23 protein-coding genes are annotated in these 22,894 nt (G+C 54.6%); 15 read left to right on the forward strand and 8 right to left on the reverse strand.

The window, feature by feature from the left end; genetic code table 11:
• Window positions 1-8 precede the first annotated feature (8 nt).
• The 7 genes from ACVLVH_RS17745 to ACVLVH_RS17775 all read left to right on the forward strand — a co-directional run bounded on the left by ACVLVH_RS17745 (window position 9) and on the right by ACVLVH_RS17775 (window position 5,696).
• Window positions 9-746, forward strand: a complete 738-nt coding sequence (locus tag ACVLVH_RS17745; RefSeq protein WP_101761870.1) for an amino acid ABC transporter ATP-binding protein — start codon at window positions 9-11, stop codon at window positions 744-746.
• Between the two features lie 20 nt (window positions 747-766).
• Window positions 767-1,582 (forward strand): transporter substrate-binding domain-containing protein, encoded by an 816-nt coding sequence (locus ACVLVH_RS17750; RefSeq protein ID WP_101761871.1) that lies wholly within the window; start codon window positions 767-769, stop codon window positions 1,580-1,582.
• A gap of 82 nt (window positions 1,583-1,664) precedes the next feature.
• Window positions 1,665-2,351: an amino acid ABC transporter permease gene (locus ACVLVH_RS17755; RefSeq protein WP_154155525.1), complete on the forward strand. Its 687-nt coding sequence runs from the start codon at window positions 1,665-1,667 to the stop codon at window positions 2,349-2,351.
• A 15-nt stretch (window positions 2,352-2,366) separates the two neighbouring features.
• Window positions 2,367-3,059 (forward strand): amino acid ABC transporter permease, encoded by a 693-nt coding sequence (locus ACVLVH_RS17760; protein ID WP_192412085.1) that lies wholly within the window; start codon window positions 2,367-2,369, stop codon window positions 3,057-3,059.
• A 172-nt stretch (window positions 3,060-3,231) separates the two neighbouring features.
• Window positions 3,232-3,777, forward strand: a complete 546-nt coding sequence (locus ACVLVH_RS17765) for a winged helix-turn-helix transcriptional regulator (RefSeq protein ID WP_101761873.1) — start codon at window positions 3,232-3,234, stop codon at window positions 3,775-3,777.
• Window positions 3,778-3,819: 42 nt separating this feature from the next.
• Entirely contained in the window at window positions 3,820-5,082 is a 1,263-nt protein-coding gene (gene fabF, locus ACVLVH_RS17770; RefSeq protein ID WP_192412084.1) for a beta-ketoacyl-ACP synthase II, read from the forward strand.
• Window positions 5,083-5,273: 191 nt separating this feature from the next.
• Window positions 5,274-5,696: a MarR family winged helix-turn-helix transcriptional regulator gene (locus tag ACVLVH_RS17775; RefSeq protein ID WP_192412083.1), complete on the forward strand. Its 423-nt coding sequence runs from the start codon at window positions 5,274-5,276 to the stop codon at window positions 5,694-5,696.
• On the opposite strand, the gene ACVLVH_RS17780 is transcribed toward ACVLVH_RS17775, so the two are convergent.
• The 4 genes from ACVLVH_RS17780 to ACVLVH_RS17795 form a co-directional block, all read right to left on the reverse strand.
• Window positions 5,679-6,092, reverse strand: coding sequence for an ester cyclase (locus ACVLVH_RS17780; RefSeq protein ID WP_137386445.1), 414 nt, complete (start codon window positions 6,090-6,092; stop codon window positions 5,679-5,681). The genes ACVLVH_RS17775 and ACVLVH_RS17780 overlap by 18 nt on opposite strands.
• Before the next feature lie 198 nt (window positions 6,093-6,290).
• Window positions 6,291-7,355 (reverse strand): mannonate dehydratase, encoded by a 1,065-nt coding sequence (uxuA, locus tag ACVLVH_RS17785; protein ID WP_192412082.1) that lies wholly within the window; start codon window positions 7,353-7,355, stop codon window positions 6,291-6,293.
• 118 nt (window positions 7,356-7,473) lie between these two features.
• Window positions 7,474-8,178: a response regulator gene (locus ACVLVH_RS17790; protein WP_137386443.1), complete on the reverse strand. Its 705-nt coding sequence runs from the start codon at window positions 8,176-8,178 to the stop codon at window positions 7,474-7,476.
• Window positions 8,175-11,399, reverse strand: a complete 3,225-nt coding sequence (locus ACVLVH_RS17795) for a transporter substrate-binding domain-containing protein (protein WP_225614413.1) — start codon at window positions 11,397-11,399, stop codon at window positions 8,175-8,177. Before ACVLVH_RS17795 ends, ACVLVH_RS17790 begins: the two co-directional genes overlap by 4 nt.
• A gap of 350 nt (window positions 11,400-11,749) precedes the next feature.
• Between ACVLVH_RS17795 and ACVLVH_RS17800 the strand changes: the two genes are divergently transcribed.
• The gene (locus ACVLVH_RS17800; RefSeq protein WP_192236376.1) at window positions 11,750-12,697 is read left to right on the forward strand and encodes a sensor domain-containing diguanylate cyclase; all 948 of its coding nucleotides are present in this window, start codon (window positions 11,750-11,752) and stop codon (window positions 12,695-12,697) included.
• Between the two features lie 174 nt (window positions 12,698-12,871).
• Here ACVLVH_RS17800 and treF read toward each other — a convergent pair whose 3' ends face one another.
• Window positions 12,872-14,530, reverse strand: coding sequence for an alpha,alpha-trehalase TreF (gene treF / locus ACVLVH_RS17805; protein ID WP_052026007.1), 1,659 nt, complete (start codon window positions 14,528-14,530; stop codon window positions 12,872-12,874).
• 413 nt (window positions 14,531-14,943) lie between these two features.
• Window positions 14,944-15,798 carry an SDR family oxidoreductase gene (locus ACVLVH_RS17810; RefSeq protein WP_192412080.1) on the reverse strand — a complete coding sequence of 285 codons (855 nt, stop codon included), beginning with the start codon at window positions 15,796-15,798 and terminating at the stop codon, window positions 14,944-14,946.
• A 97-nt stretch (window positions 15,799-15,895) separates the two neighbouring features.
• Between ACVLVH_RS17810 and ACVLVH_RS17815 the strand changes: the two genes are divergently transcribed.
• A complete protein-coding gene (locus ACVLVH_RS17815; protein ID WP_192412079.1) occupies window positions 15,896-16,258 on the forward strand; it encodes a winged helix-turn-helix transcriptional regulator in 363 nt (120 codons plus the stop codon).
• 33 nt (window positions 16,259-16,291) lie between these two features.
• Here ACVLVH_RS17815 and yghX read toward each other — a convergent pair whose 3' ends face one another.
• Window positions 16,292-17,182 carry a YghX family hydrolase gene (yghX, locus tag ACVLVH_RS17820; RefSeq protein ID WP_137386438.1) on the reverse strand — a complete coding sequence of 297 codons (891 nt, stop codon included), beginning with the start codon at window positions 17,180-17,182 and terminating at the stop codon, window positions 16,292-16,294.
• Window positions 17,183-17,747: 565 nt separating this feature from the next.
• On the opposite strand from yghX, the gene ACVLVH_RS17825 reads away from it, so the two are divergent.
• From ACVLVH_RS17825 to ACVLVH_RS17840, 4 genes are all read left to right on the forward strand, one after another.
• A complete protein-coding gene (locus ACVLVH_RS17825; protein ID WP_101761884.1) occupies window positions 17,748-19,169 on the forward strand; it encodes a cytochrome ubiquinol oxidase subunit I in 1,422 nt (473 codons plus the stop codon).
• A 1-nt stretch (window position 19,170) separates the two neighbouring features.
• On the forward strand, window positions 19,171-20,175 hold the full coding sequence (gene cydB, locus ACVLVH_RS17830; RefSeq protein WP_064738586.1) for a cytochrome d ubiquinol oxidase subunit II: 1,005 nt from the start codon (window positions 19,171-19,173) through the stop codon (window positions 20,173-20,175).
• A 1-nt stretch (window position 20,176) separates the two neighbouring features.
• Window positions 20,177-20,344, forward strand: a complete 168-nt coding sequence (locus tag ACVLVH_RS17835; RefSeq protein WP_101761885.1) for a DUF2474 domain-containing protein — start codon at window positions 20,177-20,179, stop codon at window positions 20,342-20,344.
• Window positions 20,345-20,566: 222 nt separating this feature from the next.
• The gene (locus tag ACVLVH_RS17840) at window positions 20,567-21,433 is read left to right on the forward strand and encodes a helix-turn-helix domain-containing protein (protein WP_192412078.1); all 867 of its coding nucleotides are present in this window, start codon (window positions 20,567-20,569) and stop codon (window positions 21,431-21,433) included.
• A 195-nt stretch (window positions 21,434-21,628) separates the two neighbouring features.
• On the opposite strand, the gene ACVLVH_RS17845 is transcribed toward ACVLVH_RS17840, so the two are convergent.
• Complete coding sequence (locus tag ACVLVH_RS17845; protein WP_137386906.1) at window positions 21,629-21,685, reverse strand: SEC-C metal-binding domain-containing protein; 57 nt, start codon at window positions 21,683-21,685, stop codon at window positions 21,629-21,631.
• Between ACVLVH_RS17845 and ACVLVH_RS17850 the strand changes: the two genes are divergently transcribed.
• Both ACVLVH_RS17850 and ACVLVH_RS17855 read left to right on the forward strand, forming a co-directional pair.
• Window positions 21,686-21,829, forward strand: a complete 144-nt coding sequence (locus tag ACVLVH_RS17850) for a hypothetical protein (RefSeq protein WP_162129952.1) — start codon at window positions 21,686-21,688, stop codon at window positions 21,827-21,829.
• Between the two features lie 274 nt (window positions 21,830-22,103).
• On the forward strand, window positions 22,104-22,886 hold the full coding sequence (locus ACVLVH_RS17855; RefSeq protein WP_192412077.1) for a siderophore-interacting protein: 783 nt from the start codon (window positions 22,104-22,106) through the stop codon (window positions 22,884-22,886).
• The last annotated feature ends 8 nt before the right edge of the window (window positions 22,887-22,894 follow it).

Raw genomic sequence — 22,894 nt, forward strand, 5'->3', positions numbered from 1 at the left:
GCTGCTGCATGTTAGAACTCAACGATATTACGCTCTCTTACGGCAGCACGCCGATTCTGAAAGGTGTCGATCTGTCGGTGAAACGCGGCGATGTGGTGTCGATCATCGGGCCAAGCGGCACCGGCAAAACCACGCTGCTGCGCTGCATTAACTATCTGGCGAAACCGGCGTCGGGCACCATTCAGCTCGATCAGATCCGCATGGATTATCAGTCACCGGATAAAGCGGCGATCCAGGCGATCCGCCTGCGCACCGCGATGGTGTTCCAGCAGTTCAACGTGTTCAAAAACATGACGGTGCTGGAAAACGTGATGGATCCGCTGATCGTCATTCAACGCAAAAGCAAACAGCAAGCGCGCGATATCGCCGTGCAGGAGCTGGAGCGAGTGGGATTGGGCGCCAAACTCGATCACTATCCGTCGCAGCTTTCCGGCGGTCAGCTGCAGCGTACCGGCATCGCGCGCGCGCTGGCGGTGCGTCCTGATGTGATGTTGTTTGATGAACCGACCTCATCGCTCGATCCGGAGCTGGTGGGCGAGGTGCTGAAAGTGATTAAAGATGTGGCGTCCTCCGGCATTACCTCGCTGCTGGTGACACACGAAATGCAGTTCGCCAAAAGTATCTCGAACCGCATCGTCTTTATGGATCAGGGCGTGGTGGCCGCGCAGGGCAGCCCGACTGAGATGTTTGATAATCCAACCCTGCCGCGACTTGCTCAGTTCCTCAATTCAGAACGCGTATTCTAATAATTAAAGGAATCAACGACATGCCTGCAATCAAAACCACTTTACGTCGCCTGGCCGCGCCTGGCATCATCGCGCTGGCACTCATCAGCGGTAACAGCTTCGCCGACGCGGTGCGCACTATCAAAATCGCCACTGCGGCGGAGTCTAAACCGCTGTCGTGGGGCGCGATTGGTCACGAGCCGCAGGGCTACGAGCCGGACGTGCTGAAAGCCATCAACGCTAAACTGCCGCAGTACAAATTTGTGATGGAAGGTGCGGCGGATATCGCCCAGGAAACCGGCCTCGCCACCGGCAAATATGACATGGCGACCGGCGGTTATTACAAAGCGCCAACGCGCAGCAAACAGTTCCTGATTCCGGATGCACCGATCGGTGCCAGCCTGATGAAAATCTACAGCCGCAGCGATAGCACCATCAACAGCATGAAAGATCTGGTCGGCAAGAAGATTGTGCCGGTTACCGCCGGCGGCGGCGTGTACAAATTCGTGACGCAGTGGCAGCAGGACAACCCGAACGACAAAGTTGAGATCAAAGCTTCGAGCGCTGGCGTGCCTTATCCGGATCGTCTGAAAGAGGTGCAGCGTGGCAAATATGATGCGCTGATCCTGCCTTCGAACCTCGGCGAGCAAACGGTGATCGACAACCAGAAACTGGCGATCAAAGCCAGCGAGCCGGTTGCCATCAACAACACTTACGTGCTGATTCACCGTTCAGCCGAGAACCAGGCGCTGAACGATGACATCAACAAAACGCTGCAACAGCTGAAAGCGGACGGCACGCTGGATAAGCTGGCGCAGAAGTGGTTTGGCGAAGACGTCACGAAGTACATGAAGTAAGGATTCACTAAAGCTGCACCCGGTGCTGAGCCGGGCGTTGCTTCATTGTTAGCAGGAGTGTTTCACCGTGAATCTGACTTCGATGATTCCCGAGCTGCTCTCGGCGCTGCCGTTGACGCTTGGCATAATGTTTGTCGCGATGATCGTCGGGTTCTTCCTGGCGCTGATCGCCACCGTGTTCCGCGTGCGCCGCATCCCGGTTATCAGCCAGTTTGTGGATTTATACGTCTCATACGCGCGCAGCGTGCCGGTGGTGCTGCAGCTGTTTGTCGCGTTTTATGGCTTGCCGCTGGTGGCCGAGCAGTTTGGCTTCAGCGATTTTGTCACTGCCAACATCGCGGCGATGATTGGCCTGAGCCTGTATCACGGCGGTTATCTGTCGGAAGTGATGCGCCCGGCGTTTCTCGCCGTGGAGAGCGGCCAGCATGACGCCGCCGACAGCATGGGCTACAGCTTCCGCCAGAAAATGCTGCGTATTGTCGGTCCGCAAGCGGTGCACTATGCGCTGCCGGGTTACGGCAATGCGATTATCTATCTGATTCATAACGTGGCGCTGGTGATGTACATCGGTGCGGCGGATGTAATGGCGACTGCGCATCTGATCATGGAACGCGACTACAACCAATATCAGTTCGGCACTTATCTGGTGCTGGCGGTGCTCTATTCGCTGCTGTGCGGCGTGGCCTGGTTGATTATCCGTTTCTTCGAACAACGTCACGCGAAGTACAGCTCGAAAACTGCTGCACGCGTCAAATTCACCAGCGTCTGATAAGGGAGAGAAACCATGTTTGATCTTGAGGTTTTACTGCCGGACTTCTGGAGCATTCTCGATGCGGTGCCGGTGACGCTGCTGATGGCGGTGACGGTGTTTATCTGTTCAACGCTGCTCGGCGGGCTGTTTGCCTTTATTGAACATCGCCGCATTCCTGTGCTGCGCCAGTTGGTGATCGCTTACAAGATCGCCTTCAAAGGCGTGCCGATGGTGGTGGTGATTTTCCTCGCCTATTACGGTTTGCCGCCGGCGCTGGATTTCGTCGCCACGCTGATTGGCGTGAAAGTGAATGCGCACTCGCTGCCGAACTGGGTGATCATCATCGTCGCCCTGAGCGCCTGCGTCGCGGCGTTTCAGGCGGAAGTGTGGAAGGGCGCGCTCAACTCCTTTGATAGCGGACAATCGGATGCGGCGCTGTCGCTCGGTTACAGCGGCGGCCAGCTGTTCCGCCGCGTGATGTTCCCGCAGATTATCGTGGCGGCGATTCCCGATCTGGCCAACGCCTTTATGGTGATCATGAAAGCGCTGTCGCTGGCGTTTGCCATCGAAGTGGTGGATATCTTCGCCCAGGCGCAACTGACCGCGGCGCTGAATTTCTACTACCTCGAAGCCTTCCTGGTGGCGGTGGTGTTTTACATGGTGATTGCCTATGTGGTGACCAAGATCGCCGATAAGATTGAGGCGAGATTGCGGGTACGGACCTGACCCAATCCGCGCGATAAATCGCGCCGCTACGATCAAGTGCGCCCAACCGTAGCGGCGCACTTTGTTGTGCAAAGAAGCCACCGCCAAATCACTTTCATTCTGCAAGTTACTTGCAAAATGAAAGTCACTCTGCAACAGTATCCGCCATCAAACCGATGTGGGATAGCCAACCTTGAAAAACCAAACGCTCCACAACATGCCTTGTCCCATCGCGCGCAGCCTTGGGCGCATTGGCGATGGCTGGAGCATACTGATTATGCGCGATGCGCTGGCCGGTTTTACGCGCTTCGATGAGTTCCAGAAAAGCAGCGGTGTAGCGCCCAACATATTGTCGCGGCGGCTGAAAGAGCTGGTGGACGATGGCTTGCTGGAGAAGGTGTGTTACAGCACCAGCCCGGCGCGCTTCGAATATCACCTGACGGCCGTCGGTCGCGATTTTCGCGGCGTAATTCTGGCGCTCACCGAGTGGGGCAGCACGCATTTCTCGCCGGAAGGTCGCCAGATGCAGCTGGTGGAAAGCGCTACGCAGCGTCCGGTGAAGATGCAGCTGGTCGATAGCGAAAACGGCCAGCCGCTGACGCTGGATAACTATCAGATGGTGCCCGGTCCGGCAGCGGAGCCGATGATGCACTATCGCCATGATTATCTGCAGAAAAAACGCGCTGGAGATAACACCCAGAAATTTGCGCCGCCGCCGCTGCACCAGCCGCAGTCATAACGCTAACGCGCAAGTAAGCATCCGCAGATTAAGGAATGAAAAATGAAACGAATTGTCATTACCGGCATGGGGCTGGTATCGCCGCTGGGCTGCGGCACGGTAGCGGTTTGGCAGTCGCTGCTGGCGGGAAAATCGGGCATCAGCGCCTTGCCGCCAGAGATGGTGCAGGACATCGCCTGCAAAGTGGCGGGACAGGTGCCGACGCTGGAGCAGGATCGCCAGCACGGTTTTAATCCCGACGGCATTATCGCCGCCAAAGATCGCAAGAAAATGGATCGCTTTATTGAGTTCGCGCTGGTGGCGGCGCATGAAGCGCTGACGCAGGCCAGCTGGTTCCCGCAGGACAGTGCGCAACAGCAGCGCACCGCCACGGTGATCGCCACCGGCATCGGCGGCTTTAACGAAATCGCCAACGCGGTTGAAACCACCGCCGAGCGTGGGCCGCGTCGCTTGTCGCCGTTTACCATTCCTTCGTTTCTCGCCAATCTGGCCGCCGGACACGTTTCGATTGCACACGGTTTTCGTGGGCCAATTGGCGCGCCGGTAACCGCGTGCGCGGCGGGTGCGCAGGCGATTGGTGATGCGGCGCGCTTGATTCGCAGCGGCGAAGCGGATATTGCGCTGTGCGGCGGCACCGAAGCGGCGATCCATCGCGTGAGCCTGGCCGGATTTGCCGCAGCGAAAGCGATGTCGGGCGGCTTTAACGATCGTCCAGAGCAGGCTTCGCGTCCGTTTGATCGCGACCGCGACGGTTTTGTGATGGGCGAGGGCGCGGGATTGCTGGTGATTGAATCGCTGGAACATGCGCAGGCGCGCGGCGCGGCACCGCTGGCGGAGCTGGTGGGTTACGGCACCAGCGCAGATGCTTACCATCTCACCGCCGGTCCGGAAAATGGTGAAGGGGCACGCCGGGCAATGGAAACCGCGCTGGCGCAGGCGGGCATTACGGCGAGCGAGGTGCAGCATATCAATGCGCATGCCACGTCGACGCCGGTCGGCGACAAGGGCGAATTGGCAGCAATTAGCTCGCTGTTTGCTGGCAGCAAGGTGGCAATCACTTCCACCAAATCGGCCACCGGACATCTGCTCGGTGCGGCGGGTGGCGTGGAAGCGATCTTCTCGATTCTGGCGCTGCGCGATCAGGTTGCTCCGCCGACGCTCAATCTGCAGCATCCGGATGAAGCGGCTGTTGGGCTGAATCTGGTGGCACTCAAGCCACAGCCGACGGCAATGACCTATGCGCTTTCCAACGGTTTTGGCTTTGGCGGCGTGAATGCCAGTTTGTTGTTTAAAGCCTGGCAATAGGTTTCCTAATGCTCGTCAGTCAAGACATGAAAACCCTTAATCACTGAGAGCACACATTGTAGCGGCGCAATTCATTGCGCGATAAATCGCGCCGCTACGAAATGTGCGGTGATTTGATAGGGTGCTTAACTGAGGCATTAGGCAATAGGTTTCCTATAATGGACCGACGATAGCGCGCAGGAATCGCCCCTTTGAGCACTGAAAATGAAACCCAGCAGCTGGCGGAAGAGCTCCGTAAGATAGTCAGCCATTTGGTACGTAACGTCCGCGTCAGCACCGCGACCGTGCGCACCTCGCAATATGAAACCTTAGATCTGCTCGACAGCCATGACGCGCTTTCTATCGCCGATCTCGCGCGGCTGCGCGGCGTGAAGCATCAAAGCATGCGATTAGTGATTAACGAACTCGAGGCGCAAGATTTGGTGCTGCGACAAAAAAGCGCGCAGGACGCGCGGGCGCAGGTGATTGTGCTGAGCGATCAGGCGCGCGCTGCGTTGGCGGCCGCACGTCAACAGCGTGCCGACTGGCTTGCGGCGCGCATCAATGAAACACTCGACCAGCAGGATCGCGACGATCTGCAAAAAGGGCTGGCTGCGTTACGCAAACTGCTTTAACTGCGTTATCACCGCCGCCAGCGTGTTCATGCCCCAATGTTCCGCGTATTTTCCCTCTTCAATTCGCACCATATCGATCACCGCGATCGTTACGGGTAAACCGGTGGGCGCGATGCCCATCAGCGATCCGCTGTGAACGCCGGTTATTGTTTTGCGCGTGGTGACCCAATCGCGCTCGGCGATTTGATCTTCAACGTGCACCTGAAGATGGGAGAAAGCGGGGCGCAGGATCTGATCGAAGGTGTGCCAAAGACTTTCGCGATCGCTGGGCGCGCCGGCTGGCGCTGAGCGGTTAATGAAGTTTTCGCCGACGAGTTGATCGAAAGCCTGGCGATCGCCTTCGGCAATCACCTGCTGATTGAATCGACGCACAACGGCTTTGTTATGTTCTGACATGGTGATTCCCCGCTGAATATGTACAGTTTGACTGTATATATTTAACGGCAAGTGGGGAAGGCGAGTTTGTCAGGTTGTGCGGTGATTATGGTGCGCGCTGATGCCCTCACCCCGGCCCTCTCCCACGGGGAGAGGGAGCAAAAAGTTCCTCTCCCGCTTGCGGGAGAGGGCTAGGGTGAGGGACAAAGCGCACCCAACTCAGCGCTTACCCAGCGCTTCCCACAATCCCAGCAGATAGGTGGTGCCCAGCGCGCGGTCGTACAAACCGTAGCCCGGACGGCCGGTTTCACCCCAGATAAAGCGGCCGTGATCTGAACGGATGTAGCCATCGAAGCCGTTGTCATACATCGATTGCAGCACTTTATACATATCCAGCGAACCGTATTCGGTTGGGTGCGCGCATTCGTAGAAATCTTTATCCCGAATAATCTTGATGTTACGCACATGGGCGAACGGAATACGTTTGCGGCGCGAGAACTCCGCCAGAATGGCGTACACATCATTACTCGGATCTTCGGCAATCGATCCGGTACATAGCGTGATGCCGTTGGCCTCGGAATCGACAACGTTACAGATCCAGTCGAGATCGTCGCGGTTCTTCACCACGCGCGGCAGGCCAAAAATCGAATACGGTGGATCGTCCGGGTGGATCGCCATCTTCACGCCCACTTCTTCACATACCGGGATCACCGCTTTCAGAAAGTAAGCGAGGTTTTCACGCAGCTTAGCGTCATCAACATCTTTGTATTGGGCAAACAGATCCTGCACTTTTGCCAGACGCTCCGGTTCCCAGCCCGGCAGGGCGAAACCATTGGCGTTGCCCAGCACTTCCTGCACCACTTCGTCGAGGCTCTTATCAATGCCTTTCTTCTCGAACGCCATGGTGAGCGAGCCGTCTGGCAGCACGTAGTTCATGTCGGTCTTCATCCAGTCAAACACCGGCATGAAGTTGTAGCAAATCACTTTCACACCCGCTTCGGCCAGGTTACGGATGCTCTGCTGATAATTTTCGATGTAGCGATCGCGGCTTGGCAGACCAATTTTGATGTCGTCGTGGATGTTGACGCTTTCGATCACTTCCACGGTCAGCCCGGCGGCATGCACCTGCTCAACCAGCGCGTTAATTTTCTCTTTCGGCCAGGTTTCACCTACCGGCACGTCATACAGCGCGCCCACGACGCCGCGCACGCCCGGCACCTGACGAATATATTCCAGCGAAACTTTATCTTCTTTCGGACCAAACCAACGCATTGTCAGCTGCATAATGTCATCCACCGTTATCGTGTCTGTGATAACTGATAAACTACCATTCTAGTAAACATCATGACAGCGCAGCGCGGCCAATAAGCCTTGATCCGCGTCACAGAACACAATTTATGCATCAGTGATGCAGCACAATTTCACCGAAATGCTCTTTGTATTTAAATAATTCCAAATCAGATCGCAGACCCAATTTACGCAGTGCAGTCTGTTTTTGCCCGCTGATGGTTTTACGGCTGCGCGCATATTTTCCGGCGATTTGCGTAATACTTAATCCATCCAGATAGCAACGGATCACCTCGATCTCACGTGGGCTGAGATTGCGCAGCAGCAGCGTGATATCTTCGCCAGTTTGACGCGGCAATAAATAGTCATGCATTTCCCGATCGCTTTCCTGAAACTTATCCATCTCCAGCAGCATATCGGCGGTGAGAAAACGCTTGTTACGGCATACCTGATGCAGGGCGGTAATCAGCACTTCCTGATCTTCACTTTTACCCACAAAGCCATGCACACCCGCTTTTAACAGCAGTTGCACTATTGCCGGTTTTTCTACTGCCGAGGAGATCAGGATTTTCAAATCGGGATAACGCGCGCGCAGCTGTTTCACCATCTGCAGGCCGTCGAGTTCGTCTTCGCCAAGCATGTAGTCCAGCACCAGCACGTCCACTGAATGACGCTGCAAAAATGCCATCAGCTGCTGGCGTTGCGAAAAGGCGCCAGCCAGCTCCAGCAGCGCTTCCTGCGCCAGACGATACTGAATTGCTTTGCCGATCAGGGGATGATCGTCTAATACGGCAACCTGCCAGATTGCATCTTGTTTCATGGTTTCACCTCATTATCAGGATTATTTTTTAGTGCGTGGAGGAAGATCGCTTCCAGTTCGGCCACTGCTGTAGCGACTGCGGGAATCAGCTGCTGCAGGAACGCACTCTCTCGTTGTTCGGCTGCCTGCTCGGCGGCGAGGCAACTCTGTTGTAGGCTTTCAGCGCGCAGTAATTTGGCGCTGCCAAGTAATTGATGTGCAGCGTGGTGTGCACCAGGGAAGTCCTCCGCCATGGCAGCTTGCTCCAGTTGTGCAAGATCGCGCGCATTTTGCTGCTGAGCGGTGGTGACCAGATCGCGCCAGGCTTGCGGATCATTGGCTGCGAGGTTTTCCAGGGTAAGCAGGGTTTCATTGCGCACACTGCTGGCAGCGCTGCCAGTGACCACTCGCAGCAGCTGGGTGCGCTCCAGCGGTTTAAACAGGCAACCATCCATGCCAGCCTGCGTCGCGAGTTGTGCAACACGCTCTTCTGCCATCGCCGTCAGGCCATAAATCGGGACTGCGCGGCGATTCATTAGCTTCTCCTCAATACGTAACTGGCGGGTAAATTCAAAGCCATCCATGCCTGGCATATTGCAATCGGTGATCACACGATCAACGTCATGTTCGCGCCACAGTGCCAGCGCCGTTTCACCGTCTTCTGCCACCAACACATGATGCCCGGCGTAACGCAACTGTTGTGCCAGCAGCAGGCGATTGGTGGCGTTGTCATCCACAACCAGCATTCTTAAGGATGCGTGCACAACGTCATCAACTGGCTCAGCTTCTGCTTCAGTCAGCGTGGCGGGCTGGGCGATGAAGCGCAGCATAAACACGCTGCCCTCATCGGGCTCGCTCTCTACATGCAGCTCGGTTCCCAGCATCACCGCCAGACGGCGACAGATATTGAGACCCAGTCCGGTGCCACTGACGCGATTAGTGCCCTGATCCACCTGAACAAAGGGCTCGAAAATCGCCTTTTGCTGTTCTGGTGTGAGACCAACCCCACTGTCGCAGACTTCCAGTACGTATTCGGGTTTAGTGATATCTGCCTGGTAAAGCGCCACTTCAACTTCACCCCGCGCGGTAAACTTAATGGCATTGCTGACCAGGTTCGCCAGGATCTGCTTCAACGCCACGGGATCAAACAGCACGCTGTCCTGATCGATATCCAGCATGACATTGAGCGCCAGCCCTTTATTTAGCGCCACCTGACGGAATAGCGCTTCAGTGTCGTAAACCACATCGCTCAGTGACATCGGCATGTGGCGAATGCTGAAATGACCGGATTCGATTTTCGCCAGGTCGAGAATATCGCCGACCAGCGAGAGCAGTGAACGGGAAGATTCCCACGCCAAATCGATATTCTTTTGCCGCTGCGCTTCGTCGCTCTGACCTAAATGTTCAATCTCCAACAGGCCAATCAGTGCCGCCAACGGCGTGCGGATTTCATGGCTCATATGTGAAAGGAAAGTACTTTTCGCCTCGCTGGAGCGCAGTGCCGCACGCTTCGCTTTACGCACGTCCTCTAACAAGGTTTCGATCGTGTGCAGTTGGTTGCTGATTTCGCGCTCGTGCTGGCGCTGCCTCGCCAGCGACGATTTCAGCAGATGGTTGCGCCACAGGAAAAACAGCAGGCAAATGCCGGCCACCGCAGCAATACGCAGCACGTAACTGCGATAGCTCTGCCAGGACGTGCTGGTGGCGGGCGGCGTGTACTTGATCCAGCGCTCCATCAGTGACTGCATGGTTGGCTGCGGAATATCTGACAGCGCTTTATTCAGGATTGAATTCAGATGCTCATCCGCCAAATTGGTGGCCATCGCCATGCGAAACATCGGCAACGGTGCGACAAACGCCACTTTGAAGCGATCGTTGAAGTGGTTATTCAGCAAATATTGCGCCGATTCGTAGGGCACGATAAAGCCGTCAACCTCTTTGTCCTGCAGCTGCCCGAGGGAGTCGAGCGAAACCGCATTTTCACTAAAATCGATGGTTGGCCAGCGGCGACGCAGATCAAAGCGATAATAAGAACGCTCGTAGATGCCGATGCGTTTCCCTGTCATCTCATCGAAACTGTGCCAGTTACTGTCGCTGCGGGTCATCACCACCCAAGGCGAATAGACATAAGATCGCGTGTATTGAATCTGCGGGCTCTGCTTTGACGCGCCGTCACTCACCACAATCAGGGAATCGCGTTGATTAACCAGCGCATCGCGCATATTGCTCAAGCCCCGCATTGGGTTGTAATGAAAACGAATACCGGTGCGTTGCGAGATGAGATTTAACAAATCGACGCTGAGTCCGGCGACACGCTGTTTGCTGTCCAGAAAGGTGAAAGGCAGATGTGTAGGGTCGTAATTCACCGTGATGTCGCGGTGCTCCGCCAGCCATTTTGCTTCGGCTTCGCTAAGGTCCAAAGGATGATTCTTCACCACCGACCGGTAATCAAGCCCCCAGGCTTCGGCAATTTGTACGGCATTACGTAGCGGGATATTTTTAAGAATTTCATTAATGGCGTCGATCAGCTCAGCATTGTCCGCGCGGGCGGCAAAGCGTGCATCCACATCGTTCATGTAAGGCGTGCTATGGCCTTCAATGATGTTCTGCAAGCCGCGCTGCGACAAATAACGCTGCGTGGCGGAGTTGCTCCAGAACACCATGTCCTCTTTGAAAGCGGTATCGGTATAGGCCCAGAGCGGCGGTGAGGCGGGCGCTAATGTGGCTTCGGGATAGCGTTTATGCAGCAGCGCTTTCAGTTCGTCGTCACCGTAGTACATCAGGCGATAGCGGCTGTCATTCAGCTGACGATCAAATTTTGCCTGGCGGCGGCTAATCAACACGCTTTGCGCCAGCGAATAGGGAATACTCAGTGCCAGTTTGGTTTCATGATTAGCAGCCTGCGGGTAGTAAGGAATTAAATCGACTTGCTTGTTATTGAGCGCGTTAACCAGATCGAGACGGGTGTTATAGCGCTTAACTTCGACCGCGCGATTCAGTGTTTTCGCGATGATGGCCAGATAATCGGCGGACAGTCCTTCAAAGGTGTCCTCTTCGAATTCAACCGAATAGGGCGGTAACGTATGGCTCCAAACGCCGACGCGCAGCACCGGATGACGTTTTAGCCACTGTTGTCCCTCTGCATTCAGCGTCACTTCAGGGGAAACCAGACCGTAACGCGGCGTGAATTTTAACGTGGTGGCGCTCCAGGCCGACAGGCAAAAGCCCAACAAAAAAATCATGCTAAAAATGCGTTTGCCCACGAATTGATTCTCAGTTTTCTTTGCTGCTTTAGGCACTGCCGTGCGGCGGTGCGGCCCTCTGGCTGCGCTTTAATGCGCCAGTGACCCTTCACAGCGGCACGAAACTCAACGGTTATTAAATGCTTTTTAAGAAATTTCTTACGTATGTAGGCGGGGCTTACTACAGACTGGTACTTAAGTAAGTTAAGTCAGCTGTTTTGACAGGAAACTTTCGACGTAACTCCTGAAGTTTCTCCAATTTGCCGCTGCTAATCGGCTTTTCATTTGTTTTATTTACAGAAACTTCCCGGCAGGCAAAATAGCGCTTATTTCCTCTCCTTCAGCCAACCATGTCAGAAGAAGCGCTGCGTCAGCAGATTCAGAACCTGAAAAAGCATAATGCGCGGTTAAAGCGTATAGCGCATGACGCGCGTAATAAGCTGAGTGCAGCGCTGGATGGAACCGGTTTATGTTTGTGGCAGCTGGATATTCCCAGCGGCAAGCTGGTGATTTTTAATCGTCGCTGGGGTGCGATGCTGGGTTTTCAGCCGAAAGAGACCAAAGCGCAGTTCGATGTGTGGCGCGAACGCCTGCATCCGGATGACGCCGACGAAGTGCTCAAAGCCTTTTACGATCACATTGAAGGGCGCGCGCCTTATTACGAAGCGCTGCACCGCATGCTGGGCAAAAACGACAACATTAAATGGGTGCTGGATCGCGGACGCGTTACAGAATGGGACGCAGCGGGCAATCCGCTCAAAGTCACCGGTACGCACATTGATATGACCAAAGAGAAGCAGTACGAAGCGCAGCTCTCATCGCTGGCGCATCACGATCCGCTAACCGGACTGACTAATCGCCATGCGCTAAATACGCAGTTCAGCAGGATGAAAGCGCTCGGCCCACTGTGCGTGGCGTTTATCGATCTCGATAACTTCAAACACGTCAACGATACCTTGGGACATCGCAGTGGTGATGAGGTGTTGATTCAACTGAGCCAGCGCATCATTGACGTGGTGCCGCCAAACGTGGTGATTGGCCGACTCGGCGGCGACGAGTTTGTGCTGCTGATGCCGTTCCTGATCGACTATCCGAAAGTGCGCATTATGATGCAGGCGGTGCTGGATGCCGCGCTGACGCCGTTTGATATTGATAATGGACATGCGCAGATTGGTGCGTCGATTGGCATTGCGCAGGTGCAGGAACGCGACAGCTTCGATGAAGCGCTGACGCGGGCCGATGAGGCGATGTATCAGATTAAGAAAAATGGTAAGCAGGGTTTTGGGTTGGCGGGGTAGCTTTTACCCTCACCCTAACCCTCTCCCGCAGGCGGGAGAGGGGACCGATCGAGCGAATACGTGTGGATAAGTGGCAGCGTTTCCCTCTCCCTGGGCCGATCGAGCTTACATATGGCAGCGTTTCCCTCTCCCTGTGGGAGAGGGTCAGGGTGAGGGCATCAAGCCGCACCAATCTCAATCCGCCAGCAAATGCCCATACATGGTCATCAATCTGCGGGTGACGCCATTAGTCCAGCCGAAGCCGTCCTGCAGCGGATATTCGCCGCCGCCACCCGGACGGGCGCGATCGCCGCTGATGTCATACTTCTCCACCAGCTTATGATGCAGTGAATAGAAATTATTTACCGTATTCAGCCAGTTAACGGCAATTTCTGTCGCCAGCGTCTCTTCACCGTAGTGATTCAAACCGACCACCGCCATCCACTGCAACGGCGCCCAGGCATTGGGTTTATCCCATTGTTCGCCGCTCTCCACCATTGAGGTTAACAAGCCGCCTTGCGTCAGTAACAGATGACGCAGCGCAACGGCCTGCAGGTGCGCCTGCTCGGGCGAGGCGAGGCCGAGGAACAGCGGCACCACCGCAGCAGCGGTGAAGGCGCCAAAGCGTTCGCGACGCCAGTCGTAATCGCGGTACACCCCGGCGGTGTTATCCCATAGATAGCGATGAATCGCCTGCTTACGCGCATCGGCTTTTTTTTGCCACGCCAGCGCCGTGAGCTCTTCACCTTTGGCATGTGACAGCGTCGAAATCATCAGCTCCAGCTTGTAGAGGAACGCGTTGAGATCGATCGGAATAAATTGCGTGGTGCGGATACTCGCCAGACGCTGCGGATCGCGCAGCCAGCGTGAAGAGTAATCCCAGCCCGATGCGGCACCGGCACGCAGATCGCGATAAACCTCGTTGGCCGGACGACCTGATTTCTTCGCGGTTTCAATATCTTCCAGCCACGACTCATCGCGCGGCGTGTCGCGATCGTCCCAGTAACGGTTGAGCAGCGAACCATCTGGCATGCGCACCACGTGGCGATAGGCCTGATGCGGCATCAGCTCACCCGCGCCGTCCATCCAGAACTGGTACTCTTTCATCAGCTGATCGAGATAGCGTTTCGCGCCGCGAATGCCATCTTCTTCAAACAGTTCCACCATCAGCGCAAACACCGGCGGCTGCGAACGGCTGAGGTAGTAAGTACGGTTGCCGTTCGGCACGTGACCGTAGTTATCAATCAGCCAGGCGAAGTTATCCGCCATATGACGCAGCAGATCGTCGCGGCCGGCATCGGCGAGGCCGAGCATGCTGAAGTAGGAGTCCCAGTAATAGGTTTCTCCAAATCGGCCGCCGGGCACCACATAAGGTTTCGGCAACGGCAGCAGCGATGAGTGCGCTAAATGTTGCTGTGGCATTTTGGTTAACACCGGCCACAGATCGTCAATATGTTCGGTTAAGGTTTTATCTGGATTGGAAACATAAAAACTCTCATTCACCTGAGGTGAATAAAAATGTTCGTGCACGAATGCTTCCAGATCAAAATCCGCTGCGCGTTTACGGCGACGAAAACGGATTAAAATATCCAGCGGATCGAATTTTGGTGCGCAGTCCGGAAACGTTTTACTGTCAGCAAATATGTGCGATGTCTGTACCTGCTCAAACAGTTCCATGTAGCGATCGGCAGGCGTCAGCGCATCCGGCGCGGGCAAACCTTCAATCAGCTCGGGTTCCGGCTCCGAATCCTGCATACCTTCGCGAACGAACTCGTGAGGATTATATTGATACTCCAGTTCAGCATCAGCGCGTCGATCCTCGAAAGCGTTATATTGCTGTTGGTTAGTATTAATAGCAGCCTCCTGGTAAATTCTTGAATGCGTAAAGAACAAATTATAGAGCTCTGAACGGGCGAAACAACAATGCGATTTATCTATGAACGTAATAAATCATGTCGATGGATCCGGTGTTTTTATGATTTTTCAGTGATTACAACGGACTATATTTCAGGAAATGAAAGCGGCTTTTAGGATGGATGTTTAAATAGCTGCACAGAAATATCTGTATTTAAGAAAATCGCTAAAATTTGCGCAAAAAAGCGTGGAATGGCTTGATCAATTTATGGCAAACGCAGCGGAGATTGAGCTGTATTTCCCTCACCCTAACCCTCTCCCGCAGGCGGGAGAGGGAACCGATAGAGCTAAAATGTGGCAGCGACTCCCTCTCCCCCTGGGAGAGGGTCGGAGTGAGGGCATCAGACCGCACCTTACTTCTGCAACGCCGCCTTTATCACGTCCGCATACGGCGTGGTGGGGCGGCCAATCAGTTTGCTTAGCGTATGGCTCTCGTCAAACAAACCGCCTTTTTCGGCGCCGGCATCTGAATCTGCCAGCATCTCTGACAAGCCCTCTGGCAAACCGGCACCTTTCAGCGCGGCGGCAAATTCGGCTTGTGGCAGATTGATGTAATCCACTTGCTCGCCAGACTGTTTAGCAATCTCGGCGCTGAACTGCGCCAGCGTGTAGCTGTCGTCGCCAGCCAGTTCATACACCTTGCCCGCCTGATCGTCACGGCTGATCACTTCGGCCGCTGCCGCCGCATAGTCAGCGCGCGCCGCGGAAGCGATGCGACCTTCGCCGACCGCACCAATAAAGGCATGATGCGCCAGCGCGGGTGCAATACTCGCGGCATAGTTTTCGGTGTACCAGCCGTTACGCAGCAGCGCGAAAGGAATGCCCGAGGCTTTCAACTGAGCTTCAGTCGCACGATGCTCAACGCCTAATCCCAACGGCGAGGTATCGGCATGCAGTAAGCTGGTGTAGGCGATAAAGCCAACGCCAGCGGCTTTTGCCGCATCGATCACCGCCTTGTGCTGCACTTCACGCTGGCCGACTTCACTGGAAGAGATCAGCAGCAGCTTATCGACACCGGCGAAGGCGCTTTGCAGCGTTTCCGGTTGGCTGTAATCCGCCGCACGCAGTGTTACGCCCAGCGCCTGCAGATCGGCTGCTTTCTCGGGCGAACGCACCGCCGCAATGATTTCGCTAGTCGGCACTTTTTTCAATAACGCGTTAATCACCAGACGGCCCAGTTGGCCTGTGGCACCTGTAATCGCAATCATGTTGTTCTCCTGTTGAACTGGTATGAAAACAGCCTAAGCGATAAACTTACTTTTAGTAAGTACTTACAGATTGGTTAGTTTGGAGAAACTGAGTTAAATGTCTGAAAAGTTGAGTGAAAAGTTTACGCGCGGTGAGTTGCTTAACGTGAATTGCCCGTCACGCGACGTGTTGAAGCGCATTACCAGCCGCTGGAGCGTACTGATTTTGCTGGCGCTGCGCGAAGAAACTCTGCGTTTTAGCGAGCTGCGCCGCAAGATTGGCGGCGTCAGCGAACGTATGCTGGCGCAGACGCTGCGCTATATGGAAGAGGATGGTTTTGTTGAACGCATTGCCTATGACGTGGTGCCACCGCACGTTGAGTATCGTTTGACGTCGTTAGGCCGCGAAGTAGAAGGGCAGGTGACCGGACTGGCGGATTGGCTGGAGAGCAATGTGCATCGGATTTTGAAGGCGCGTTGAGAAGGGCCGCCATTTATGGCGACCGCCGCACGCTCAAGCGCGTAAATACTTCTCAAACCAACCCAGCGTGCGGCTCCACGCTAATTCGGCGGCGGCTTTGTCATAACGCGGCGTCGAATCATTGTGGAAGCCATGATTCACACCGGGATAAACATAGCCTTCATAGATTTTGTGATTGGCTTTCAACGCCTCTTCATAGGCTGGCCAACCTTCGTTGATGCCTTTATCCAGCGCGGCGTAGTGCAGCAACAGCGGCGCTTTGATGCGCGGCACATCTTCCGCTTTAGGCTGACGGCCGTAGAACGGTACCGCGCAGGCCAAATCAGGGAACGCGACTGCCGCCGCATTGGCTACGCCGCCGCCGTAGCAGAAGCCGGTGATACCCACTTTGCCGGTGCCCTCTTCGTGGTGCATCAGGAAATCAATCGCGGCGAAGAAGTCATTCATCAACTTGGTGGGGTCGACTTTGGCCTGCATCACTTTGCCTTCGTCATCGTTGCCCGGATAACCGCCCAGCGAGCTCAAACCATCTGGCGCCAGCGCGATGTAACCGGCTTTCGCTACCCGTCGCGCCACGTCTTCGATATAGGGATTGAGGCCACGATTCTCGTGCACCACTACCACCGCAGGCACTTTGCCGGATGCATTGGCCGGTCGCACCAGATAGCCGCGCACCTCGCCGTGACCTTGCGGTGACGGATAGTGAATGTATTCCGGTTTGATCGCCGGATCGGTAAATTCCACCTGCTGCGCCAGCGCATAATTGGGGCTCATGGCGCTGAGCAGCGTGGCGCCGGTCATGCCGGCGATGGTGAATTTCGCCGCCATCGCGATAAATTCGCGTTTGCTGATTTTGCCGTGCGCGTAGTAATCGTAAAGCTCGAGCAGTTCCTGAGGGAAATCCTGTGCAGTAAGACGGGCCATAACCTCTCCTTCGCTGTTTAACTGGTTGATTACTGCTCTAAAAAAGCACAGCTTGTCGCCGCTGGCAAATATCATGCCGCAGTAGGTTAACGTCACTGCGTTTACATCACCTGTTTAATAAACAGCAGAAATATATCTTTTTGTTCTAAAAATATTAGCTTTTAATTAACAATCCTGATCATCCTGCGCTGTCCGGAAATATTTACATGCTCAACGTATTTACCGTAAATAACGCCATTTTTCTTCGCACTAAAAAATAAATAAATGAAGTGCTTACCTGATAAGCACAGCGGGAATAGGCGGAAAACAATAACAATATTGTCACAATGAATGAGGGTGATTAACCTTAACGTCGTGATTTTTAAAGTATTAGTTTCTGCTGAAAACAATGATCGAAATCAAAAAACACTGTTATAGTTTTACCGACTTCCCCTGTATCTTTTTGTTCGCACCACTTCCTTTTACATTGGCGCGACATTTCTTTAAGCACGGCGAAATAACCGCTGCGCTCTGCTTGTTAATTATAAGTAAAAATTCGGTGTAATTTGTGGCAATGAGGTAAGCAATGTTTGGATTAGACGCCTTTCATCTGGCCAGGATTCAGTTCGCATTTACTGTTTCCTTCCATATTATCTTTCCAGCCATCACCATCGGTCTCGCCAGTTTCCTGGCGGTGCTTGAAGGGATGTGGCTGAAAACCCGTAACGAGACCTATCGCGATCTCTACCATTTCTGGTCAAAAGCGTTTGCCGTTAACTTCGGCATGGGCGTGGTATCCGGATTGGTGATGGCGTACCAGTTCGGTACTAACTGGAGCGGTTTCTCACAGTTTGCTGGCAGTATCACCGGCCCGCTGCTCACCTACGAAGTGTTAACCGCCTTTTTCCTTGAAGCGGGCTTCCTTGGCGTGATGCTGTTTGGCTGGAACCGCGTCGGTCCAGGCTTGCACTTCTTTGCAACCTGCATGGTCGCGCTCGGCACCATCTTCTCCACCTTCTGGATTCTGGCGTCAAACAGCTGGATGCATACGCCGCAGGGCTACATCATCCAGAACGGCATCGTGGTACCGGAAGATTGGCTGAAAATCATCTTCAACCCCTCGTTCCCTTATCGCTTGTTCCACATGTCGGTCGGTGCCTTCCTGGCCAGCGCCTTCTTTGTCGGCGCGTCGGGAGCATGGCATTTACTGCGCGGTAACGACAATCCAGCGATTCGTAAGATGTTCTCGATGGCGCTGTGGATGGCGCTGATCGTGGCACCGATTCAGGCGATGATCGGTGATGCGCACGGCCTGAACACCCTTGAGCATCAGCCTGCGAAAATCGCGGCAATTGAAGGACACTGGGAAAACAAGCCGGGTGAAGCCACGCCGCTGATTCTGTTCGGTGTGCCGGATATGGAGCAGGAGCGCACCAAGTACGCGCTGGAAATCCCGTACCTCGGCAGCCTGATTCTGACGCACAGCCTGGAGAAGCAAATTCCTGCGCTGAAGAGCTTCCCGAAAGAGGACCGTCCAAACTCCACCATCATCTTCTGGTCATTCCGCGTGATGGTGGCGCTGGGCCTGCTGATGATTACGCTCGGCGTGGTGTCTTTGTGGCTGCGTTTCAAAGGCCGTTTGTATCACTCGCGTCCGTTCCTGTGGTTCACGCTGCTGATGGGTCCATCGGGTTTGATCGCCATTCTGGCCGGTTGGTTTACCACCGAGATTGGGCGTCAGCCGTGGGTGGTATATGGCGTGCAGCGCACCATTGATGCGGTCTCGGCACATGGCGATATGCACATGAGCATCAGCCTGCTGGCGTTCATTCTGGTCTACTCGTCGGTGTTTGGTGTCGGTTACCTCTACATGATGCGTCTGATCAAAGAGGGTCCGGTGACCGGCGAAGGTAAAGAGGTTGATCACGGTGGTCCGGGTCAGCATCACACGCCAGCGCGTCCGTTGTCGGCGGCCAAAACCCATAGCGAAAAGAGTGGGGAGCACTAAGATGATCGACTTTTCAATTATCTGGTTTGCCATCATCGTGTTTGGCACCTTGATGTACATCGTGATGGATGGTTTCGATCTCGGCATTGGCCTGCTGTTACCGTTCAATAAAGATCCCATCGAACGCGACATGATGGTTAATACCGTTGCCCCGGTTTGGGATGGCAACGAAACCTGGCTGGTGTTGGGCGGCGCGGCGCTGTATGGCGCGTTCCCGCTGGCCTACTCGGTGCTGCTGGATGCATTGTCGATTCCTTTGACGGCGATGCTGATTGGCCTGATCTTCCGTGGCGTCGCGTTTGAGTTCCGCTTTAAAGCCACGCTAGAACACCGTGCGTTCTGGGATAAGTCATTCATTGCCGGTTCACTGCTGGCCACCTTCAGTCAGGGCGTCGCCGTGGGCGCTATCCTGAATGGTTTCCCGGTGGTGGGCCGTGAATATGCGGGTTCAGCGATGAGCTGGTTAGCGCCGTTCCCGCTGTTCTGCGGCGTCGGTCTGGTCATCGCCTATGCACTGCTGGGTTGTACCTGGCTGATCATGAAAACCGAACACGATCTGCACCGTAAAATGTCTGCGCTGGCGACGCCGCTGACGCTGACGTTGCTGCTGGTGGTGGGCATTATCAGTATCTGGACGCCGCTGACGCACGCGGATATCGCGCAGCGCTGGTTCTCGCGTCCGAACCTGTTCTGGTTCCTGCCGGTTCCGGTACTGGTGGTGCTGTGTTCGTGGGGGATTGTGCGCGCCATCAAACGTGAAGCGCATTACTCGCCGTTCATCCTGACATTGGCGCTGATTTTCCTTGGCTTCTCGGGCCTCGGTATCAGCATCTGGCCGAACATCATTCCACCGTCAATCACCATCTGGCAGGCGGCGTCTCCGGCGAGCAGCCAGGCGTTTATGCTGGTGGGCGGCCTGCTGATTATTCCGGTAATTTTGGGTTACACCTTCTGGAGTTACTACGTGTTCCGCGGAAAAATCAAAGCCGACGAAGGATACCATTGATATGAAAACCGAGGTCAGCAACATGAAAACTCACTCTGAAACGAAGATTCCGTGGTGGAAGCAGGTGATGTGGCTGGTAGTCATTTACGGCGCAAGCGTGCTGGCACTCGGTGTGGTGGCATCACTGTTTCGTATGATGATGACGGCAGCAGGCATGCGTTCGCACTGAGCCCGCGCACCGCTTCAAGCAGTTGATATCACCGCAAGGTCGTCATTCGTGACGACCTTTTTCTTTTCGTGCGCGATAAAAACGTTAGTAACCTAAGCAATTAATGCTTTTCCCGCTGCGCTACCTTTACTCTTCCTTACGTTGGTAATATGTTTTTGTTATATTTATGTGACGAATAACGCAAATTCATGACGTTAACCACCTCATTCGACTATCAAAATCATGCTCAGCCTGAATGTAAAAAAACAGTACATCAACGATCTGGTGGACTGGATAGAAGCGAACCTGACCGACGAGCTCAACATCGATCTGATTACCCTGAAATCCGGTTACTCCAAATGGCACATGCAGCGCATGTTCAAAGAGATGACCGGACAAACGCTGGCGTCCTACACGCGCAAACGTCGTCTGACCATGGCGGCGATGGCGCTGCGTCTGACCAGCATGCCGCTGATCGATATTGCGGTGCGCTTTGGTTTTGATAATCAGCAGAATTTTACCCGTGTGTTCAAAAGTCACTTCTCAATGACGCCGGGTGCTTATCGTCGCATTCCGGAAATGCTGATGAAGGATTTCCACAGCCGCATCTCCACGCAGCGTGAGTGGGTCAATGCGCGTCTGGCGCAGAAGCCGGAGATTCAGCTGTGTGGCGAAGTGATTGAGTGGGAATGCCGCTTCGGGGAATACATCGATCATCAAAATCATGTGGTGGCGCAGCATACGCGCGATTTCATCGCTTTTGCCGGTCAGCATGTGAACCGCGGCTGGCTGGGCTTTCAGTTCAGTCCGGGCGTGCATTCTGCCGACCAGCAACACATCAGCCTGTTCCAGGCGCTGGAGAGTCAATACGCCGACGTGCTGCCGCGTAACGTGCAGAACTGGACCGGCGAGAGGGGTTTGTGTGCGGAGATTGACTGGCACGGCGCGCCGGAAGAGATCAACGCATTCACCGCGGAGATTTACTACAACCATTTGCCAGCGCTGGGCGTGGCACGCCGTGCGGGCAAAGATTTGCTTAAGCTGGATTTGAAATACAGCACGCCCGATCTGCTGCAAGGCACCTTCTATATTCCGGTGACGGATAAGTAATGCATAATTCGTGCGGTAAACCGTGACAAACCGCACGATTTTATAAACTCACTGGCGTAATAAGCGTAAAATTCTTCATCGAAACCTGATTGGCCGCGTAAATCACCAGCCGCCACACATCAGGCTGGATAATCACCTGCATTTCTGGTCCATTCCGGGCCGCTATAGTGAACAGACAAAAAAATTATGCGACTTCTACCGTTGTTCCTCATGACAGCGCTTGTAGCGTTTTCTTCGCTGGCAAGTGCACAAATGGCTGAGCCTTTTTCACCGCCGGGCGGACTGCATCCGCATCAGCCGCATTGTGCGCAGCATGAAATTCTGGGCGACAATGTGCTGCCGAAACATAGCCAGGATGATGGCAGTTTCGTGACCTGCGGCAATCACCAGGCGTAATCCGCTTTTAAAATCCGTGACCGCTGCAATCTAAGCGCGGTCTCGGCAGTCAAACGCATTTATGTATTGCGCAATACATTGCGCCGCTACACTTTCTGCTTGTCATTTGCACCTTATCCCTAACTGCTCTTCATCGTAGCGGCGCGATTTATCGCGCTGTTTTAACGTGCCAATTTTCCAATAGCATTTTTCGGCATTGCGTCGAAGATATATCATAACTATTCTCTCCCCATCAGATGAGAATGACTTTCACTATCTTTTAGGGAGACACCACTTGCAAACTCACCCTTCCGAACGCGTGCCACGTCGTGTGCGCAATGAACTGCGTTTCCGCCACATCAGCGTGGTCAGCAAGACGCTGATTGCCGGTGAATTCTGGCGCATTGTTTTCAACGGCAGCGATCTGGCCGGCTTCAACTCGCCATCGTTTGACGATCACATCAAAGTGTTCTTCCCGGAACATGCTGGTGCAGAGCTGGCGCTGCCGCAGATCACCGACGAAGGCATCGTTTGGCCGAATGGTGTGCGTCCTGCCGCGCGTGATTACACGCCGCTGGAATTTAACGGCGTCGATTCTCTGACCATCGATTTCTACATCCACGATGGCGGCGTTGCCAGCAGCTGGGCAAACCAAGCCAAAGTGGGCGATCAAATCGCGATGGGCGGTCCGCGCGGTTCGTTGGTGATCCCGGCGGATTACGCCTGCCAGATTTACGTCTGTGATGAGACCGGTCTGCCCGCCTTTAAACGTCGTTACAGCGAAATCCAGGCGCAGGAAATTCACCTGCTGGCCTATGCCGATGAAGCCACCGGCCGCGATTATCTCGGTGATCTGCCAAATGTGCAGGTGAGTTGGTTGGGCAGCGGCACCATGCAGGCCGATAACCTAACACCGATTAAGGCGCAGCTGGATAGGATTGCGCTGCCTGCCACTGAATACTTCATCTGGCTGACGGGCGAGGGCGAAGCGGTGAAACTGCTGAGCGATTACTTCACCCAGGGACGCGGTGCACATACCGATTTCGTGCGCGCCGTAGCCTATTGGCATCAAAAATAACGCCAACG

Source organism: Kluyvera sp. 1366 (genome assembly GCF_054823405.1).

Coding starts and splice junctions, on each gene's coding strand:
- ACVLVH_RS17815 (WP_192412079.1), top strand. CDS start 15,896: ATGTCTGAAAAGTTGAGTGAAAAGTTTACGCGCGGTGAGTTGCTTAAC.
- ACVLVH_RS17755 (WP_154155525.1), top strand. CDS start 1,665: ATGATTCCCGAGCTGCTCTCGGCGCTGCCGTTGACGCTTGGCATAATG.
- ACVLVH_RS17850 (WP_162129952.1), top strand. CDS start 21,686: ATGGCTGAGCCTTTTTCACCGCCGGGCGGACTGCATCCGCATCAGCCG.
- ACVLVH_RS17800 (WP_192236376.1), top strand. CDS start 11,750: ATGTCAGAAGAAGCGCTGCGTCAGCAGATTCAGAACCTGAAAAAGCAT.
- ACVLVH_RS17840 (WP_192412078.1), top strand. CDS start 20,567: ATGCTCAGCCTGAATGTAAAAAAACAGTACATCAACGATCTGGTGGAC.
- ACVLVH_RS17810 (WP_192412080.1), bottom strand. CDS start 15,798: ATGATTGCGATTACAGGTGCCACAGGCCAACTGGGCCGTCTGGTGATT.
- ACVLVH_RS17795 (WP_225614413.1), bottom strand. CDS start 11,399: ATGATTTTTTTGTTGGGCTTTTGCCTGTCGGCCTGGAGCGCCACCACG.
- ACVLVH_RS17790 (WP_137386443.1), bottom strand. CDS start 8,178: ATGAAACAAGATGCAATCTGGCAGGTTGCCGTATTAGACGATCATCCC.
- ACVLVH_RS17760 (WP_192412085.1), top strand. CDS start 2,367: ATGTTTGATCTTGAGGTTTTACTGCCGGACTTCTGGAGCATTCTCGAT.
- yghX (WP_137386438.1), bottom strand. CDS start 17,182: ATGGCCCGTCTTACTGCACAGGATTTCCCTCAGGAACTGCTCGAGCTT.
- fabF (WP_192412084.1), top strand. CDS start 3,820: ATGAAACGAATTGTCATTACCGGCATGGGGCTGGTATCGCCGCTGGGC.
- ACVLVH_RS17825 (WP_101761884.1), top strand. CDS start 17,748: ATGTTTGGATTAGACGCCTTTCATCTGGCCAGGATTCAGTTCGCATTT.
- ACVLVH_RS17835 (WP_101761885.1), top strand. CDS start 20,177: ATGAAAACCGAGGTCAGCAACATGAAAACTCACTCTGAAACGAAGATT.
- ACVLVH_RS17750 (WP_101761871.1), top strand. CDS start 767: ATGCCTGCAATCAAAACCACTTTACGTCGCCTGGCCGCGCCTGGCATC.
- cydB (WP_064738586.1), top strand. CDS start 19,171: ATGATCGACTTTTCAATTATCTGGTTTGCCATCATCGTGTTTGGCACC.
- ACVLVH_RS17780 (WP_137386445.1), bottom strand. CDS start 6,092: ATGTCAGAACATAACAAAGCCGTTGTGCGTCGATTCAATCAGCAGGTG.
- ACVLVH_RS17745 (WP_101761870.1), top strand. CDS start 9: ATGTTAGAACTCAACGATATTACGCTCTCTTACGGCAGCACGCCGATT.
- uxuA (WP_192412082.1), bottom strand. CDS start 7,355: ATGCAGCTGACAATGCGTTGGTTTGGTCCGAAAGAAGATAAAGTTTCG.